General features: G+C 51.3%; 1 protein-coding gene. It reads left to right on the top strand.

The annotated features are described in order from the left end of the window. Window positions 1–1862 (top strand): TonB-dependent receptor (locus tag Q0198_RS10125; protein WP_297897715.1); only part of this gene is annotated, 1862 nt, incomplete at its 5' end. Window positions 1863–2314: the final 452 nt, after the last annotated feature.

Here is a 2314-nt window from a genome sequence, read left to right as displayed (position 1 = left end):
AGATCGCGGGTAAAGACACTATTTTAGAAAACGGCGACATCGCAAAATCGCTTTTGAACTTAAGCGGCTTTTCGATGGAGCGCAAGGGCGGAGGCGGCAGCGAAGTTTATTACCGCTCGCAGACGGCGTCCAGACTGCCCGTGCTCATCGACGGCAGCACGCTAAACGGCGGCTGCGGCATGCGTATGGATACGCCCATCACCTACATCTCGGCGCAAAACTACAACTCCGTGCGCATCGTCAAAGGTCCGCAGGACGTCAGATATGGAGCGCTCATCAGCGGCGGTATTTTCTTCGATCGAGATATTTTAAGACTAGATAAAACGCAATTCGGCGGGAATTTTAGCGTGCTAGGCGGAAGCTTTAGACGCTTCGAAACCGTAGCCGACGCCGTCGTGGGCAATGAATGGGGCAGCTTGCAGATCTCGGGCGGGCATTATGAAAGCGGCGACTATAAAAGCGGCGGCGGACAGAAAATGCATACACACTATAAACGTAACAGCGTCTCACTCGTAGGCACGATCACGCCTACCGATTCTACCGCCATTCAGCTTAGCACGGATCTGGGCGAGGGCGAAGCGGCGTATGCGGACAGGATGAGAGACGGCGTGCAGTTTGACCGTAAATCTTTCGGGCTCAAATTTGAACAAGACGTCGGCGAGCACAAGATCAGGCTAAGTTCGTACTATCATCAGATCGACCATATAATGGACAACTTCACCATGCGTCCGGTGGTGCCGGGCACGGGGCGCGGCAAGGGATATAGCATCAGCCACCCGATACGCGATATGTACGGCTTTAAGCTAGAAGGCGAGTTAAATTTCGATAATCTAACCAGCTTCATCGGCGCCGGTTATTCGCAAGACTCCTTTAAATGGCGAGGCGCCGGAACGGGCGGGGCCGGCGTATCTAAAGCCGACATGGACGCTGCCCTATCAAAGCCCCACGTAAAACAGCGCAAGGTAACGTATAAAACTATATACACTCAAAACGAATACGTCCTTGAGGGAGATTACGGACTTTTTGGCGGTCTTAGATTAGACGTCGGCGAGAGAAAACAGCTACTAACGCATAAAAGTAGGAGCGAAAATTTATTCTCAGGCTTTTTTAGATACGAAAAATATCTGCAAAATTTAACGCTTTATGCTGGGTTAGGACACGCACAAAGACTGCCCGATCACTGGGAAACGAGTAAAGACGATAACCTCAAGCTAAATAAAGAAAGAAATACTCAGCTGGATTTTGGCGCCGTACTGAAAGATCAAAATTACGAACTAAGCGCAAATTTCTTCGTCTCAAAGATGGATGATTATATCATGCTAAAATATAATCCTATGGGCATGTCTTCAAACGTATTTAATACCGATGCTTTACTATACGGCGGCGAGATCGAGGGCGATACGCTACTGGCCGATATATTTAGACTGGGGGCGGGTGTATCCTACGTCTACGGCAAGGTGACCAAAAACGCGGACGGCCTAAAAGACGGCGACGCGCTGCCTAAGGTTTCGCCTCTAGCGTTTAAACTAAGCGCCGGCTTAGAAAAGCCAGACTGGTTCGTCAAAGCCGACTTCTACGCTAACGCGTCGCAAAACCGCGCACAAAAGGGCTACGGCGACGTGGGCGGCATGGATCTGGGCAAGAGCGATAGCTTCTGGACGCTAGGACTAAGCGCGGGCTATAAATATAAAAATTATCAATTTTTGCTAGCGGCGGAAAACCTAAACGACGCCAAATACGCCTATCATAACTCAAAAAGCGGCTACGGCGGCGGTATCGCAGGCTACGAAACTATCCCGAATGGCACGAGGCTTTATGAGCCGGGCAGAAGCTTTTGGGCGAAATTTAAAGTGCATTTTTAAGGCCTAGATCGTCCGGATTTGGCGCGTTTTAGATTTTGTATCGGATTGGGCGACACCCCATTTCGGCGCACTGCGCAAGGACTGTGCGAGCTTGCAAACAGACGCTAAAGTATAGATAAAATTTGCAAGTGCCTTGAGCGGCCGAGCTCGCGCTAAATTTGTACGACTAGGCGCGGCTTTTGTCGTCCGAGCCTTTTTTTCCGCACGGCGTCGAAGCCTCGGTGCGGCCCGCGGCGGATATGATGCTTATTCGGGCGTGATCTCACGCGACAAGCGCCGGCACAGAAGGCGGTTGTGCGATTTGAGATGAAATTTGGCCCGCAGATCAGCTTAAAGCTTTGTACAAAAAGGCGGTTTCGCGGCGCCTGATCCGTCGGCATCGTTTCGGTTCGTCGGGCTTGCCTGCGCGCAGCGGACGTGCGGTAAAATTTACTGAGCTTTAAGCGGCGGCG

Source organism: uncultured Campylobacter sp., assembly GCF_938045205.1.
GTDB lineage: Bacteria > Campylobacterota > Campylobacteria > Campylobacterales > Campylobacteraceae > Campylobacter_B.
This window is presented reverse-complemented; position numbering and strand designations above follow the sequence as displayed.